Origin of the sequence: Planomonospora alba (assembly GCF_039534085.1) — a bacterium.
Lineage (GTDB): Bacteria > Actinomycetota > Actinomycetes > Streptosporangiales > Streptosporangiaceae > Planomonospora_B > Planomonospora_B alba.
In genome coordinates, this window is sequence record NZ_BAAAUT010000031.1 from 1 (window position 1) to 13,662 (window position 13,662).

20 protein-coding genes and 1 pseudogene are annotated in these 13,662 nt (G+C 66.5%); 15 read left to right on the forward strand and 6 right to left on the reverse strand.

Features of this window, described 5'->3' with window-relative positions; all coding sequences use genetic code 11:
- From ABD823_RS19305 to ABD823_RS19315, 3 genes and pseudogenes are all read left to right on the forward strand, one after another.
- Positions 1-1,406 (forward strand): NucA/NucB deoxyribonuclease domain-containing protein (locus tag ABD823_RS19305; RefSeq protein WP_344861510.1); only part of this gene is annotated, 1,406 nt, incomplete at its 5' end.
- A gap of 104 nt (positions 1,407-1,510) precedes the next feature.
- Positions 1,511-2,017: a hypothetical protein gene (locus tag ABD823_RS19310; protein WP_344861513.1), complete on the forward strand. Its 507-nt coding sequence runs from the start codon at positions 1,511-1,513 to the stop codon at positions 2,015-2,017.
- 146 nt (positions 2,018-2,163) lie between these two features.
- Positions 2,164-2,693: pseudogene (locus tag ABD823_RS19315) on the forward strand (transposase family protein); the annotation flags it as partial.
- On the opposite strand, the gene ABD823_RS19320 reads toward ABD823_RS19315, so the two are convergent.
- A complete protein-coding gene (locus ABD823_RS19320) occupies positions 2,684-3,487 on the reverse strand; it encodes a thermonuclease family protein (RefSeq protein WP_425566629.1) in 804 nt (267 codons plus the stop codon). The pseudogene ABD823_RS19315 and the gene ABD823_RS19320 sit on opposite strands and share 10 nt — an antisense overlap.
- A 93-nt stretch (positions 3,488-3,580) precedes the next feature.
- On the opposite strand from ABD823_RS19320, the gene ABD823_RS19325 reads away from it, so the two are divergent.
- Positions 3,581-4,321: a GNAT family N-acetyltransferase gene (locus ABD823_RS19325; RefSeq protein ID WP_344861517.1), complete on the forward strand. Its 741-nt coding sequence runs from the start codon at positions 3,581-3,583 to the stop codon at positions 4,319-4,321.
- Positions 4,322-4,391: 70 nt separating this feature from the next.
- On the opposite strand, the gene ABD823_RS19330 is transcribed toward ABD823_RS19325, so the two are convergent.
- The 3 genes from ABD823_RS19330 to ABD823_RS19340 all read right to left on the reverse strand — a co-directional run bounded on the left by ABD823_RS19330 (position 4,392) and on the right by ABD823_RS19340 (position 5,955).
- Positions 4,392-4,613 (reverse strand): hypothetical protein, encoded by a 222-nt coding sequence (locus ABD823_RS19330; protein WP_344861519.1) that lies wholly within the window; start codon positions 4,611-4,613, stop codon positions 4,392-4,394.
- An 89-nt stretch (positions 4,614-4,702) separates the two neighbouring features.
- Positions 4,703-5,128 carry a hypothetical protein gene (locus tag ABD823_RS19335; RefSeq protein WP_344861521.1) on the reverse strand — a complete coding sequence of 142 codons (426 nt, stop codon included), beginning with the start codon at positions 5,126-5,128 and terminating at the stop codon, positions 4,703-4,705.
- Positions 5,125-5,955: an IS5 family transposase gene (locus ABD823_RS19340; RefSeq protein WP_344861523.1), complete on the reverse strand. Its 831-nt coding sequence runs from the start codon at positions 5,953-5,955 to the stop codon at positions 5,125-5,127. Before ABD823_RS19340 ends, ABD823_RS19335 begins: the two co-directional genes overlap by 4 nt.
- A 542-nt stretch (positions 5,956-6,497) precedes the next feature.
- Between ABD823_RS19340 and ABD823_RS19345 the strand changes: the two genes are divergently transcribed.
- Together ABD823_RS19345 and ABD823_RS19350 are read left to right on the forward strand one after the other, a co-directional pair.
- Positions 6,498-6,728 carry a hypothetical protein gene (locus ABD823_RS19345; protein WP_344861525.1) on the forward strand — a complete coding sequence of 77 codons (231 nt, stop codon included), beginning with the start codon at positions 6,498-6,500 and terminating at the stop codon, positions 6,726-6,728.
- 280 nt (positions 6,729-7,008) lie between these two features.
- Entirely contained in the window at positions 7,009-8,151 is a 1,143-nt protein-coding gene (locus ABD823_RS19350) for a hypothetical protein (protein ID WP_344861527.1), read from the forward strand.
- A gap of 238 nt (positions 8,152-8,389) precedes the next feature.
- Here ABD823_RS19350 and ABD823_RS19355 read toward each other — a convergent pair whose 3' ends face one another.
- Together ABD823_RS19355 and ABD823_RS19360 are read right to left on the reverse strand one after the other, a co-directional pair.
- The gene (locus ABD823_RS19355) at positions 8,390-8,965 is read right to left on the reverse strand and encodes a hypothetical protein (RefSeq protein ID WP_344861529.1); all 576 of its coding nucleotides are present in this window, start codon (positions 8,963-8,965) and stop codon (positions 8,390-8,392) included.
- 76 nt (positions 8,966-9,041) lie between these two features.
- The gene (locus tag ABD823_RS19360) at positions 9,042-9,704 is read right to left on the reverse strand and encodes a hypothetical protein (protein WP_344861531.1); all 663 of its coding nucleotides are present in this window, start codon (positions 9,702-9,704) and stop codon (positions 9,042-9,044) included.
- Positions 9,705-10,035: 331 nt separating this feature from the next.
- Between ABD823_RS19360 and ABD823_RS19365 the strand changes: the two genes are divergently transcribed.
- The 9 genes from ABD823_RS19365 (at position 10,036) to ABD823_RS19405 (ending at position 13,634) form a co-directional block, all read left to right on the forward strand.
- Complete coding sequence (locus tag ABD823_RS19365) at positions 10,036-10,623, forward strand: hypothetical protein (protein WP_344861533.1); 588 nt, start codon at positions 10,036-10,038, stop codon at positions 10,621-10,623.
- A 64-nt stretch (positions 10,624-10,687) separates the two neighbouring features.
- On the forward strand, positions 10,688-10,993 hold the full coding sequence (locus ABD823_RS19370; protein ID WP_344861535.1) for a hypothetical protein: 306 nt from the start codon (positions 10,688-10,690) through the stop codon (positions 10,991-10,993).
- Positions 10,994-11,065: 72 nt separating this feature from the next.
- On the forward strand, positions 11,066-11,347 hold the full coding sequence (locus ABD823_RS19375; protein ID WP_344861537.1) for a hypothetical protein: 282 nt from the start codon (positions 11,066-11,068) through the stop codon (positions 11,345-11,347).
- Positions 11,348-11,416: 69 nt separating this feature from the next.
- Positions 11,417-12,088, forward strand: a complete 672-nt coding sequence (locus ABD823_RS19380) for a hypothetical protein (protein WP_344861539.1) — start codon at positions 11,417-11,419, stop codon at positions 12,086-12,088.
- Entirely contained in the window at positions 12,085-12,312 is a 228-nt protein-coding gene (locus tag ABD823_RS19385; RefSeq protein ID WP_344861541.1) for a hypothetical protein, read from the forward strand. Before ABD823_RS19380 ends, ABD823_RS19385 begins: the two co-directional genes overlap by 4 nt.
- Positions 12,309-12,593 (forward strand): hypothetical protein, encoded by a 285-nt coding sequence (locus ABD823_RS19390; RefSeq protein WP_344861543.1) that lies wholly within the window; start codon positions 12,309-12,311, stop codon positions 12,591-12,593. Before ABD823_RS19385 ends, ABD823_RS19390 begins: the two co-directional genes overlap by 4 nt.
- Positions 12,590-12,877 carry a hypothetical protein gene (locus tag ABD823_RS19395; RefSeq protein WP_344861545.1) on the forward strand — a complete coding sequence of 96 codons (288 nt, stop codon included), beginning with the start codon at positions 12,590-12,592 and terminating at the stop codon, positions 12,875-12,877. Before ABD823_RS19390 ends, ABD823_RS19395 begins: the two co-directional genes overlap by 4 nt.
- Positions 12,874-13,269 (forward strand): hypothetical protein, encoded by a 396-nt coding sequence (locus tag ABD823_RS19400; protein WP_344861547.1) that lies wholly within the window; start codon positions 12,874-12,876, stop codon positions 13,267-13,269. The genes ABD823_RS19395 and ABD823_RS19400 overlap by 4 nt, the downstream gene beginning before the upstream one ends.
- A gap of 83 nt (positions 13,270-13,352) precedes the next feature.
- A complete protein-coding gene (locus tag ABD823_RS19405; RefSeq protein ID WP_344861549.1) occupies positions 13,353-13,634 on the forward strand; it encodes a hypothetical protein in 282 nt (93 codons plus the stop codon).
- Positions 13,635-13,662 lie beyond the last annotated feature (28 nt).

Genomic DNA, 13,662 nt, shown 5'->3' on the forward strand with positions numbered 1-13,662 from the left:
CAGTGACGCCGACGCCGACAGTGACGCCGACGCCGACAGTGACGCCGACGCCGACGCCGACGGTGACGTGTGATCAGCCGGAGTGGTCGGCTACAAAAACATACACGTGGGGTGCCAAGGTGTCCTGGAAGGGACACACGTGGGAACTGACCACTGAATGGACTGATCCTGGTGAGGAACCGGGCGTCTATGCCGAGTGGGACGATCTGGGCCCGTGCCAGTCGGGCTCTATATCCAGCCGGTCCGGAGTCACTGCGCTACAGCCGACGCCTACACCAACTAAGCCGGTCTTCCTTCCTTCGAAGAAGACAGAGGCAGAGGACATCACTCGTAAAGAGTGTGAAGATAACATGGAACTTTCCATGAGCCTCGACGGTTACACTAAGAACAGGTTCGCTTGGTGCCAGGCCGGGACAATGATTGCCCGTGACTGGGTCAAGACAAAAACCGGATGGAAGCTGACCGGTGTAGCCGTATTCAATGTGCAGTATAAGGTGCGCACGCAACAGAATTCTCGTCGGTTTACTCTATATGCACACGTCCTCCCGATAGATAAGCTCATCTGGGGGACTATGACGAACCCCTATATTAGCTTGTACAACGTGGTATGGAGCGAATCTGGGACGTGTAAGCAAGTCGATAGTCAGGGAAATCCAAACGAACCACTCTCTACTTGGAGATCTTCCTCTTCATCGGAATGGCAAGTCTCGTGGACCTTTGAGACGGCCAAGACGGCCATGGTAGATGGTGTGGAGCAGTGCAATATCAGCCCTTATAACGTCGTCACAGAAGTTAGGGCTCAATATAGAAAGAACTCCTCGGCTACAGCTGCTGTGCGAGTTCGTTGCGACTCGGCCGAATATCTTACATACTATAAAAATGGTGGATGCATAAATACGAATCAGGTCATGTATCTCACCATCAGAAGGACTGATAGGAACGAAGATGGTGTGACATGGCCGCAGCAGTATGACCATATTAAACATGCTCTAGAGAGCACGGATGGGGAGGCGACGGTACCCAGCGTTCCTGGCCCCCTTTTCCCGGATTATCCGCCTAGAACGAGCAAGGTAATTCCCGGCGGGAGTCGATGGTCTCCCCTATTTAGACTCGCTAGCGTTACCGAATCCAGGGATCAGAGAATTCATTCGAGATCGTTCTGCAAAAAAGAGATTCGAGCATCCTGGCCATCAAGTATTAAGAAACATGGAAACAAGGCGCTTAATTGCGATGAATTTCCGTTCGCGTCGACCGAGAAGGGATCCAGATATGCAGATCCCCCATATGCGTTCTCAGTAAGACTGATCAATGCTATACAAAATCAGAAGTTCGGGGAGGCTTTGGGTGCCTGGTATGAGAACAATCGCATAATTAGAAGAGATCCGTTCTATATCGACGTCCAGTAGAATTTAAAATTGAAGGGTAGTGTATAATAAGGATGTGGCGTGAGCATGACTAGAGTTATGCTCACGCCACGCCCTGTTGCCAATACCGGAAAGGAAATGCCGCGATGTCCACAAATTCTCGTCTCCTGAAAAAAATGTGTGATGTTGCCGGGGTTCAATACTCACTCATTCAAATTATGGATTGGGAAGGTCCGGGAAATAGTTCTGTAAATACCGACAAGGAAATCTCTGAGGGTGACCATAACTGGGTCGTCTCTACATCGAATCTGGTGCGCATTGAAACAAACTTCGATACACAGTTCTTGAACGTATGGTTTGAGTTGTGGGATGGCCCTCCTGTAGAGTTGGATTTTGAAGAATCTGCGATCGAGACAGACGTGTGGGTGGGGATCCTGGAATCCACTTCTGGTAAATTATCCGCTGTTGAAATAACTGATCCAAGAGAAAGTCCGCCCGTCTTTGACCTCGGCAAGGAGGGCATTAGATGGAATATGCGAGTTATTCTGCGCACCCTAGTCGAAGAGGAGCCTGATGAATGGAATGACCACGAGGAAGCCGAGCCTTTGTTGTCTGACGAACTAGAAGAGATTATTCTTCAGTTCTGGGAATAGTCATTGCGCTTGGATGACAAAAATTGAGCCCTTTTCAACCTAGTGGCGCTGATCAGCGCAGACGCGAAGGAGGACTGGGATGAGATAAGAGGAGGTCCCTTAAAACAGCAGTCGACCAAGATTCGATCCCCTAACCGGGAGCCTCGTTGCTGTCTTACCGTGCCGCGATTTCGCTGCCGGCCGCACCCTCCTCCGCCTGGCCGACCTGATCCGCGCCCACCGCGCACAACGGCGCTCCCGATGGCGCCGCCTCGGCTCTGGGCAGCAAGCCCTCCTGGTCTTGGCCCATCTACGCGGGCGGTGACACCTATGCCCGTCTGACCGACGGGTTCGCCATCGGTACCACCACCGCCTGGCGCTACGTGCGCGAGGCGGTCGACCTGGTCGCCGACGTGCACACCGCCGCGGGGAATGCCTCGCGCCTGGCCTACGCCGTCGGCGACGGCACGCTCATCCCGATCGACCGGCTGGCCGACGACAGGCCGTACTACTACCGGCACGGGGCCAACGTTCAGTTCCTCGCCGATCCGGCCAGCCGCCTGGTGTGGGTCTCGCCCGCGTTGCCCGGGGCGGTGCACGATCTGACCGCGGCCCGACGGGCCGACGGGCCGACCTGATCGACGCCCTCACCGGCGTCGGCGTTCCGGTCTTTGCCGACCGAGGGTGTCAGGGCTCGCAGACCAGCCCATCGCCATCGCGGTCCTGATACCACGCGTACTCAGCGTCCACGCCACGCCGGTACGGACCGTAGCCATTGCGGTTGGCCTCGGCGCAGGTCCGGTAGCGAGGATCGAGGGCGTTGCCTGAGTCCTCGCTCGGCGTCGGTCGCGGCGTCGGCGCGGGAGCACTGCTGGCACCACACCGGCCCGACCAGATACGTAGCCTCTCCCGCTTGGCCTTGGCCTCGTCAGCACGCATCACCTGAATGTACTTGTCGTTCGGCTTGTAGAGCACGGCCTTGCCGTACCCGTAGCGCACGAGGCTGCGGTTGACGAACGTGCCGCCGGCGTTCCAGGCGTAGAAGAGGGAGCGCCCATAGCGGTCCTTGGGGTCCTTATCGGCCAGCAGCCGTACGGTCTTACCGACCGGCAGCAGCGCGGCGGTCCGCGCGGTTGCTTCCTTGTACCAGCACTGGCCTCGCTCGGGGGTGTTGACCTCCAGCAGTCGCACTCGCACCGGACGGCTTGTGCGGGTGAATCGCACGTCGATGGTGTCGCCGTCCACGATCTTCACGATGGTGGCCTTCTTCGTTCCCTTCGGTACGGCCGCCGCATCGGCTGGGGCGGCCAAGACCGCGGCCGGGGCGGCGGACAGGCAGATGGTGAGCAGGCACGTGCTGAGACGCTTCACAGAAGCTCCTTCGCGCGAGGGGATCGAAGCGCCGCAACCGTAGCAAGGTGTGCTGGTGTCCGTACGTGAAGTGACCAACCTGAGACGGCACCGGAGAAGGGGCAGCCAGGCGCTCCGCACCTACGCGTGGACCCGGGCGAAAGGAACCGCCCAACAGCGGCCGCGGCCGCCGTACTCATGGCCTGCGCCAGGACGCGCAGGTACGGTCCGATCATGGCCCCCTCACGGAAGATCCCAGGCGGCAGCGGACGCATCCCGACCATCACTCCCGAGCGCCTCGCCCGCGGATGGTCAGGCCCGAACGGCACGAAGATCCGGACGCTGGCCGATGGTGAGGCCGACCGCTGGCTAGAGCTTCTGGAACTCGCTGGCGTCGAGCATGAGGACGTTCTCCTCTCGGCGTTGCGCGGGGGAGCTCTCGGCTGGCTGCTCCCTCTCGGCTTGTCCGCCGGCAGGAAGGCTATGAAGCACCGGTTCCTCGAAACAGTGCTGGAGCGGACCGAGGAGGCCGCAGCCCATGCGATGGCAGGCCTATCGGTTCCGCTGATCGTCCAGGACCGTGATGGTCACCTGATCGGGGCGTTGAACGCGGTTTCCCTTCCTCCGCCGGTCGTGGCGAGCGCGGCGGATCGCGGCGTTCCCTTCGAGGTCATGATCGAGGCCCTCACCACGGTGGTGAAGATCCGCGCGGTGGCCGTTGACGAACAGGCACGTGGTCAGGGCATCGGGTCGGCGCTGCTGACCCGATGCCTGCAGGTGTATTTCCAGCTCGGCTTCCACCTGGCGTACGGCCACTTCCGCGCAGGCAGCGGCTTGGAGGTCTTCTACAGCGGGTGCGGCTTCGACGTCCTGGCGGAGCAGTCGGTCCTGGACTTCGGGGTCTACCTCGGTCTTCCGTTCCGTCTTCTCCCCGAAGAAGGAGAGCGGATCTTCGCTTGCGTGAGTGAGCGGTAACGTGCGGATCGCTGACCCACATATCCGCTGCTTCCTACGCCGTTACTACTGGCTCGCCGCGAAACGAAGATCACGAGTCCCTCGGATCCTCGCTCACTCCGTGTCGTTGCAGCCACTTCCGAGCCGTCTCCGGCTTCCCGCCCGTCGCCTCCGCCAGCAGCCGGCCCAGTAACCGCTGCTGGATCCCCGCCGTCCGCAATCTCCGGGCCTCCTCTACCAAGGCCTCCTCCAGAGCCTTCTGCTCCAGCCGCTTCCTCTCCAGCTCCGCCGCCAGTTCCTCGAACCGCGCCATCGACGCACTCAGAGGGCGATTCGCGAGTCGAGGTCCTTTTCGTCGTTGATGTTGGAGAAGGCGGGCTGGTCAGGGGGCTCGCTGCCGGACTATGCGCGCGGCCGAGTGAACAAGCCGGGCTCGGTCTCGAGGAGAATGCCGCGGCCGACCAGGCGCTTGAGTTCGGAGCGGATGTTCTCGGTGTTCTTGGCCACGATGGGCAGGTCCAGGGCCTTGCACAGGTCGCGGGCGCGCAGAGGCCGGTCGGCGTCGGCGAAGACGGTCAGGATCTGCTGGTAGGCGGGGTGGTCGGGTAGCGCGGGCGGCGGTGCGGGCGGTTCGGCGCCGTCTTCGTCGGCGAGCGCGAGGAGGGTCTTGCGGGTGATCTGCAGATGGTCGATCGCCTCGTCGAGTTCACGCAGCCGCACAGCGAGTTCGCCGATCCGGGTGCGGGTCTGTTCGGCCTCGTCGGCCAGGGCGGCCTTGCGTGCGTCGATCCGCTCCAGCAGCCCTGGGATCGGCTCCCGCCCGGTCACGCGCTGCGCCAGGACGGGGTGGAGGCGCCGGTCAGGCGGCGGGTCATCACGTCGCTCATCGCCCAGTACACGCGCGATTCGGAGCTGGTGGGGCGGTGTTCGTAGTCGCGGACCAGACGGCGGTGCAGAGCCAGGGTGCCGTAGGTCTGCTCCACCACCCACCGTTTGGGCTGGGGCGCGAACCCCCGATCGGCGGGGTTGCGCTCGACGATCCGCACGTCGATGCCGAGGCCGGCGCCGTGGGCGACGACCGCGTTCTTGAACCCCTGGTCGACCAGCGCGGTGCGCACGGTGTCGCTCTGCGCGGTGATGCGGTCCAGTAGGGCGATGCCGGTGGCGTTGTCGTGTGCCGAGGCCGCCGAGACGACGACCGCGACGACGAGGCCCAGCACGTCCACGGCCAGGCCGCGTTTACGGCCGGGCACCTTTTTGCCCGCGTCCCTGCCGGTCGTGTCGGAGGGGACGCCGGCCGCCGCGTGCACGCTCTGGGTGTCCAGCACGACCAGGCTCGGGTCGGCTGATCGGCCCCGTTTCTCCCGGGCGTGCCAGCGCAGCAGGTCGTGGATGGTCTGGTCGGTGCCGTCGTCGCGCCATTTGGCGAAGTAGGAGTAGACCGCGCTGCGGGGCGGCAGGTCGTGCGGCAGGAAGTCCCATTGGCAGCCGGTCCGGCCCTGGTAGAGGATGGCGCCTGTGATCTCGCGCATCTCGTAGGCGCCCTGGTGGCCGCTGACCGAGGGGTGCGCGGCCTTCCACGCGGTGATCACGGGCTCGATCAGGGCCCACCGCTCGTCGGACACGTCGCTCGGGTACGGCTTGCGCTCGCTCACCCCGTGAGCCCAGCACACCCAAGCCCGTTGACCAGCCGAAATTCCGCAGAACCGCCCGATCGTGCTACGACAAGCCGGACATCAACTCGCGAATCACCCTCTCATAGAACCCATGCGTCAAGATTAGGCACTGGTGTCCCCGCTGCCAGGACAACTTGTCGCAAGACAGAGATCAGGGGCTCGTCCGGGTTCCAGCAGCACGTGCGACCGAGGAGCATCCCGAAGCGACGGAACGATCTCTGTGACCCGCTCAGCGCGTCTGTGACGGGCGGAGTGACCTTAGTGGGCGGCGGAGGACGGGTGGGGCGTTACGAGGTCTCCTCGATCCGTTCAGAGCGTGGGCGACACGGGAGAAGTCAGGAAGATACTCCTATTGCGCGCAGAGCGCGTAACCGTAGTAACGTGACCGCAACACGGGATAGAGAGCGTCAGGATCTACCCGTGAGCAGTCCAGCGGACGCCCAACGAAGGAGGAGATTCAGTGCAGCGACACACGCCGTTCCGCTGGATCTTCGATTCCGAGTCCGGCAGGATGGGCGACCATGAGTGGCAGCACCCCAGGACCCGACCGCGTGGTCGTCGCACGGCACTCGGTGTCGTTCACCGATCCCGAGCTGGTCAAGCTCGGCAAGACGCTCGCCAAGAAGCACGGCGTCCCCTTCGGCCGGTTCGTCGAGCAGATGCTCGCCAAGGCGCTGGACTACGACCTCGGCGCGGGCACGCCCGCCCGGCAGGAGCCCCTGCCGCTCGTCGGCGACCGCACCCACGCGTAGCCGTACGGCTCGCACAGCCAAGGAGAGATTCAGGGCAAAAGAAAACGCCTCCCAGTGGGAGGCGCTGGTGCGGACGAAGCGCCAACTTCGTCCGCGCCGGTAGATGGACAACTTAACAATCCCCAGCACGCGAATCACATCTCTGCTCTGGCCGCCAAACCGATGAGCTGAGCGCCTTTCGCGTGTCTAACTACGCTTGGAGGAGACGATAGCACCTCGCCAAGCGGATAGCCCAGCACGCCCTAAAACAGACATGGCGTGTCGGCCATCCGCCCCCCCATTGACATCACCCATCCCCGCGCACCTGACCGTCGCGCCCACGCTCGGGCTGTGGCAGCAGGCCGTCGACCACCTGGCCGACGCCGCCGGCCGCCGCTCCGACTGGGTGCGGGGCGTCATGGCGCTGGCGTGGCAGCTCATGCTGCGCTCGGACAAGTTCAACGTCACCGCGCCTCAGCGCGGCGCGACGTGGGACATCCTCACGGCCGAGATGGGATGCTCGCGCAGGGCCCTGGCCTACAAGCTGGCGTGGATGCGCGCGGTGGGCCTGCTCGTGACGATCACGCCCGGTTCGACACCGCGGTTCCGCCCCGGGACGTTCCGGGGCCGCCTCGATGACGGGTTCGGCAACCTCGCGGCCGAGTACGCGCTGACGATTCCGCTGGAGTTGCTGGACGACGCGGCGCTGCAGGCGATCGAGGACAGCTACGCGCCGGTCGAGGACGCCGACGACGAGGTCCCGTGGCCGGTCGAGACCGTCCGGGAACGTCCTGTGTTTTCGCAGGTCAACACCCCTGTGGAAGGAAGTTGCACCCCCTGTGCTGATGGTTCTGTAGGAGAGAAGACTCTCCCTACGCACGCGCGGGAAATGTCCGATTCCGCGCCACCGTCGAGTGCCTGGTCGGCCACCGTCACGCCAGGCACCAAGAAGGACATGATCGCTGCGTGTGAGCGGCTGCGCGCGGAGAACCCGCCGCTGCGAGTCGTCTCCGCCAAGGACTTGCGGTCTCTGCTGCGGCCCCTGTTCGCGGCCGGGGCCACAGTCCGCGACGTCTACCACGTGCTCAACACCCGGCCGGACGGGCAGCGGTGGGGGGACCTGACGCCGCCACTGCGCAGGCCCCGCTACGAGCGGTGCCGGATCCTGCGGGCGATGATCCGGCACCGGCTGACCTGGTGGATCACCGGCGACGGCGAGCTGAAGCACGTGCTGCCGTCGCAGGAGCACGCCGCAGCCGAGGCACGGCGCCGGACGGAGGCGCAGCGCTTCCGCGTCCAGGTCCTCGAGGGCGCCCGCTCGGCAGGGGACGCGCTGCGGGGGTTGGCGGCGGTGCGGGCGGCGTTCGCGGCGACGGGTGCGGGGGCTGCGGCGCTGGAGAAGGTCGCGGCGCGCAGGGTGCGCCAGTCGCGGTGGGTGGCGTGAGCGGGCGGGCCGGGGGAATCCGGCACAAGGATTTCGATCTACGGCGTAAAGCGCGCGAGGTCGCACAGGCCACCGGTCCCGAGCGCCCGCGCGCCGCCGTACGGGGCGGGCTTTTCGGCACCGATGGGATGACCTGTGCTTGTGTGTCTGGTATGGGGGGAGGGGGACCGGCCCTTCGGACGGTTCCCCGGAAGAGTGGCGTGCGGCTCCCGGGGCTTTACACCGTAGATCGCAATCTTTATGCCGGATGCTCGGCGGTGAACGCCACCAGCTCGGCCTCGGCCGCCGCCACCTTCTGCTCGGCCTCCGCGACCCGCGACCACGGCGCGTCCCCGTTCGCGACCGCCACCCGCGCCCGCTCCGCCTCGGCCAGGGCGCACTCCACCGCGCACACCAGCGCCGCCCGCTGGCCCTGCGCGTCCAGACCGTCCCACGAGCTGGCGGCCAGACGGACCCGATAGGCCAGCTCCGCCGCCTCCCAAATCACGCCGTCATCGCACCCGGCCGCGGCCCACGCCCGCGCGATGTCCATCGCAGGCAGGCCCGACCCGCTGGAGAAGCACCGGCCGCCCGGCAGCAGCACGCAGTCCATCTCGGTCTCGTCCTCGCCGCCCAGCGCGGCCGGCGCGTGATAGCCGAGGTAGGTGCCGCTCCACCCGGCGGGGAAGACGTCCGGGGCGAACTGCCAGTCGGGGCCCTCCATCTTCGACAGCACGACCTGGACGGCCCCGTGCTCGCCGGACACGATCCAGGCTCGCGCTCCGGGCCGGGTGCCGTCTTCGGTCTCGTCCTGGATGATGCGGGTCAACTCCATCGCGGGTGCCTTTCGTCAGCGATGCGGTCCGCCCATCATGGCGGGCAGGCCGTGAAGGTGATCACCAGATGCGGGCTCAGCGGCGCTCGTCGCGGTTGGTCTCGGCCAGGTGCGTGAGGCCCGCAGCGACCTCGGCCGGGTCGAAGACCTGGGTGAAGGCGGCCTCGCCGAGGCGGCGGATCGCGGTGATCTCATCGGCGATCTGGATGCACGCGGCGGAGTAGCCCTCCGCCCATCCCTTCTCCGCCGGCGGGATGGTGGCCGGGTCGGACGCGCGCCGGTAGCGGACGGCGAGAAGTTGCAGCCAGGCGTCTTCGGTCAGGGCCGGGTCGTCGGGCGGGCTGCTGATCTGCTGAGCGGCTTGGCGCATCATGACCGCGCGGATGGTCTGCTCGTTGTGTTCGGGGCTGCCGACCCTGGCGGGAGTGGTCGGCTGGGACGCGCGGGCCTCCAGCAGTGCCGCGTACTCGACGGTGGGCGGGATCGGCACCGCGACCTGGATCGCGCCGTGCTTCTCGCCGTGCTTCTTCAGGATGGCGTTGGTGGTGGTGCGGGAAGCGACACCGCAGCGTTCGATCTCGGTGGGGGAGACGCCGGCGGCGAGGGCGCCGCGCACGAGGGCGTCGCGCCGGTCGTCCAGGTCGCGGCGGGCGTCGACCCAGGCGCGCAGGGCGTCGACGGCCAGCTCTGGGCTGTCGAAGGCGAGCGCCGGGTCGACGGGTGGAGTTACATCGGTCATGTAGTGAACACTACGCGATTAGCGTAGTGATCACTGCGTGTTTCATGTAGTCCGTACTACGTTGGCGCGGGGTCCGCTGCCGCGGGGGTGATCGGTGCGGGGAGGGTAGGGGATCGCTGGGGGGTGCGCTCCCGATCGCTGACAGACGCTCTCAGCGCTTCGATGGGGGTCGTTTGCGCTGATCAGAAAGCTTTGTATTTACACGACGCTTATGCAATAATCGGTACACCACAACCGAAGATCAAAACCAACGGTGAGCAGGCAAAACACACCGGCGCACCAAAATTAATGAATGCAAAAACGCATTCAAAATACGCCCGAAAGGACCACCATGATCGAACGCCTCTACACCCGCGCCACCCCCGGCAACCCCGACAGCATCGACGTCGTCCACCTCTCCATCACCCTCCCCGGCCACACCGACGGCTTCGGTGACACCGCCCCGCACGGCGCGGTCTTCGCCACCGAGTTCACCGGCACCCGCGCCGACCACGACTTCTTCAAGGGCACCTGCCACCTGCCAGTCGGCAGCACCTGCACCTGCGACACCGCCCCGGCCTACGACAGCGACACCCTGGAGCAGGCCGACATCTACGACCACCACCACGACGGTTCCCTCGCCGAGTTCGTCCGCACCCACGAGACCAGCCTCTACAACGACGGCTACGTCCGCCTGGCCGCCCCTCTCGACCTCGCCGAGTCCTCCTGGACCTACACCCGCCGCACCGGCCTCGTCACCGAGGAGATCGAACTCACCGCCAGCGACGGGGAGATCCACAAGAACGGCGCCCTCATCTGGGCGTGGGAGTCGCTGCCCACCGACGACCCGGACGGCGAGCAGGCCGACCGCGCCGCCGCGATGCTCCGCTTCCTGCACGACTGCGACGTCGAGCTGATCCGCGAAGGCTTCATGCGCTGACCCGCCCCGCCCCGGCGGGCCACCCGCCCGGGGCACCCCACCAACGAGAAAGGACCCCTGCACGATGGCCCGCCCCCTGCGTGACGTCCTGGTCGCCACCGGCTGCCCGGCCGCCAACGACTACCTCACGTCCGGCCGCGCGGCCCTCGTCGCGGAGGCCCGCTACGACCTGTTCCGCCTCACCCGCGCCGAGCGGGACGCCGCCTGGGACACCGCCCACTCGGCGCTGCGCACCGCCCGCACCCAGGACGTGCGCGCCGCCGAGGCCGTCGACATCGAGATCGACGCCCACCAGGCCGACATGACCGACCCGCCCCAGCGGTGGCTACGCCTGCGCGAACACGTGCCGTCCTGGCTGCTCTGGAACTGACCCGACCGCCCCGCCGAGAGGGGGCCGCCACCACACGGTGCGGCCCCCTCGGCATGAAAGGAGACACCCGCCATGTACGACGACGACCCCGGCGCCGACCTCGAAGCGCTCTACACCGCCCGCCTGGACGCGGACCTGGAGATGGCCGAGATGGCGGCCACCGCCGACCGCATCCACCGCCTCCGCACGAAGGGCATCTGCACCCACCAGTCGTGGGTCGGCTACCTGCCCAAGCCCGTCCACGAGCCGCAGAAGCAGCTCACGCCCGGCCAGGTCGCCTGCACCGACATGTGCAGGCGGGTCTTCGCCAGCGAAGACGACCTGATCGCCGACGCCGAAGAGCACCTGCTGTAACCCCCCGGGGGCGGGGCCGCCGGCCGTACGGCACGCCGTCCCGCCCCCTCCACCAATCCGGAAGGAATCATGGAACAGCCCATCCTGCGGTCCGTCCGCGGCCTGCTGCTGACCCCCGCCGTCAACGGCGGCCAGCCCGCCGCGGTCGACATCACCGCCTACACCACCTGGCCCGAGTGCCAGTTCCCCACCGCCGCCCTGGCGTCCCTGCTGTCCGTGCCCGGCCACCCGGTCACGGCCGAGCAGGTGCGCATCCACACCCTGGCCCACCCGTACGCGGCCACCGCGACCACGCCCGCCCGCTTCGGGGTCGTCCTGGCCTGGGCGCCGTCGCTGGCCCCCGCCAACCGGGTCGCCTCCCAGCTCGCGTCCTGGTACGGGTTCGAGAGCCGCACCGGCGAGGACCTGCCGATCCGCGGCAACGCCGTCTTCTGCGCCCTGGGCGGTGATTACCAGGCGATCGACGCGCCGAAGGACCTGCGGGACAAGGCCGTCGAGATCGCCGACCTCGACGCCGAGGGGTGGCTGGTCCGCTACCCCGACTACACCACGCGGCTGCGGCCCCGCCACACCGACCGCGTCCTGGTCGACGGCGTGCTCTGCTCGATCGTGCAGATCGGCTCGAACGGGCAGATGGTCCGCTACCGCGACCCCCACACCCACGACGAGCACTGGGCCCGCCGCCCGGGCGGCGGCTGGACCGTCCTGCCCGACACACCGAAGGAGAAGACCAAGGCATGAGCACCCCCATCCCCCATGCCGAGCAGCCCGGGTTCACCTGGGACACTCTGCGCCCCTACGAGAAGGGCGGCTGGCCCTGCGGCGCGACCGGCTGCGACACGGACGAGTCCGTGGTCGCGCTCGTCAGCCAGGACCCGTACTGGCGCTACGGGCTGTGCGCCGGATGCGCGGCCGACGCCGGATGCCCCGCCGAGTTGCTGCCCGCGAAGGAGGCCACGCCGTGACGATCCCTGACCCGACCTCCGCCGCGGCGACCGACGACGACTCGAAACTGTGCGTCGTCATCCTGCCGCAGAACAAGGTGCAGACCCTGCTGCAAGGACTGCATGCCGCCTGCGACGAGTACCGCGACCACGACGAGTGCGCCGCCTGCGACGCCGAAAAGGAGCACACCGGGAACCCGGATGCCACCTGCGAGGACCTGGACCACGAGCAGGAGAACGTCGGCCGGTGGCAGGGCATCGCCGCGGAGATCACCGCCCACACGGGGGTGACCTACCCGTGACCGAACACCCGCCGCTGCCCGAGCGGCCAACCTGGGCGGACCTGGTCGAGGGCGACGTCCTCACCCACAACTACAACTCCAGCCACACCTGGAAGTGGCACGTCATGGGCCAGGTGTATCCGCTGCCGCCGTATCCCGGCTACATCGGAGTCCCGATCTGTACCTACGTCGATGGCAAGCCGTTCGGGCCAACTCACACCGTCCGGTTCCGCGTTACCGATCTCGTCGCTGATCTCGGCACGGTCACCGTCATCACCCCCTCACCGACACGGAGGAAGAAATGACCTCACCCGCCCCTGCGCCGCCCGTCACCGACCTGCGCGGCGAACCGCTCGCCCGCGCCGCCCTGTCCTGGCTGCGGGAGCACCCCGACGGCTGGGACCAGGACACCTGGAAGACCTGCTTCGCCGGGACCATCCTGGCGATGCTCGGCGGCAGGCTCCTGAACTTCAGCGGCACGGTCATCGTCACCGACGACGACGGCCGCGAGGAGCACCGCTACATCGAGGAGCACGTCAACCAGGCCCTTGGCCTGGAGCGCGGCCACACCCTGTTCGACTCGCACACGTCGTGCGATTGCAAGGTCTGCCGGTACGACGGCGACGAGGTGCCGTGCCGGTCGCGGCGAATCACGCTCGATGACCTCGAAGCGGAGATCAACCGGCTCTACGCCTGAACCCCCTGCGGGGCCCGGTGTCCCGAGCCGGGCCCCGCATCCCTCTATCGAATGCAGTATCGCATTCAGAAAGGCACCATGCCATGTCTACCACGTCCACGCGCCGCTACGTCAGCGCGGGCGAGACGGTCCGCATCCGCGTCTTCCCCGGCAGCGAGGCCGCCGACCACGCCCGCATCACCGGGCACGTCGTCAACGTCCGCCTGCACGCCGACGACCGCGGCGGCCTGCACGGCGCCGTCCAGCAGGACCGCGGAGAGCTGACCTGGCTGACCCTCAACGAGATCGGCTTCTACCAGGACGAGCACGGCCGCTGGTACGTGCCCGCCCACTGCGAGCCTCCGCACGACGAGCCCGGCCGCTGACCCCTCGGCCGCCGGGCTTCCCGCCCGG